Below are 256 nucleotides of genomic sequence, written 5' to 3'. Positions count from 1 at the left end.
CCTGGGGAGTACGGTCGCAAGATTAAAACTCAAAGGAATTGACGGGGACCCGCACAAGCGGTGGATGATGTGGATTAATTCGATGCAACGCGAAAAACCTTACCTACCCTTGACATGGCTGGAATCCCCGAGAGATTGGGGAGTGCTCGAAAGAGAACCAGTACACAGGTGCTGCATGGCTGTCGTCAGCTCGTGTCGTGAGATGTTGGGTTAAGTCCCGCAACGAGCGCAACCCTTGTCATTAGTTGCTACGAAA

General features: G+C 52.0%; 1 rRNA gene. It reads left to right on the top strand.

Going from position 1 to position 256, the window contains the following annotated elements:
* A 16S ribosomal RNA gene (locus tag GCN78_RS29095) occupies positions 1-256 on the top strand; the annotation flags it as partial.

Source organism: Janthinobacterium rivuli, from assembly GCF_009208735.1.
Classification (GTDB): Bacteria; Pseudomonadota; Gammaproteobacteria; order Burkholderiales; family Burkholderiaceae_D; genus Janthinobacterium.
Note: the sequence above shows the minus strand (reverse complement) of the source record. Positions and strands in the feature narration are given on the sequence as shown.